Consider the following 256-nt stretch of genomic DNA (forward strand, 5'->3'; position numbering starts at 1 on the left):
GGCCGCGATGCGGCCCTTTCCTGTTCTTCCTTACAGCTTCATCGTCGCGGTCAGCATGTAACGCCGGCCCAGCGCATCATTGACGTAGGGGAACGGCCCCATGTCGTCGGTGAGGTTGTCCACCGCGAGATTGACCTTCCAGCGCTCGTTGATGCGGTAGCCGACGTTCGCGCTCACCCACAGGCTGCCGTCCGCGCGCGCATAGTCCCGGCTTTCCACCGTGAGATTGGGCGACAGCTGCTGGCCGGGAACATAG

The 256-nt window shown here is 63.7% G+C and carries 1 protein-coding gene; it reads right to left on the reverse strand.

What is annotated here, in order from left to right; genetic code table 11:
- Positions 1-30: 30 nt before the first annotated feature.
- On the reverse strand, positions 31-256 hold a 226-nt coding region (locus tag SB822_RS58830), incomplete at its 5' end, for a hypothetical protein (protein WP_410859339.1).

Origin of the sequence: Paraburkholderia sp. SIMBA_054 (assembly GCF_046534875.1) — a bacterium.
Lineage (GTDB): Bacteria > Pseudomonadota > Gammaproteobacteria > Burkholderiales > Burkholderiaceae > Paraburkholderia > Paraburkholderia hospita.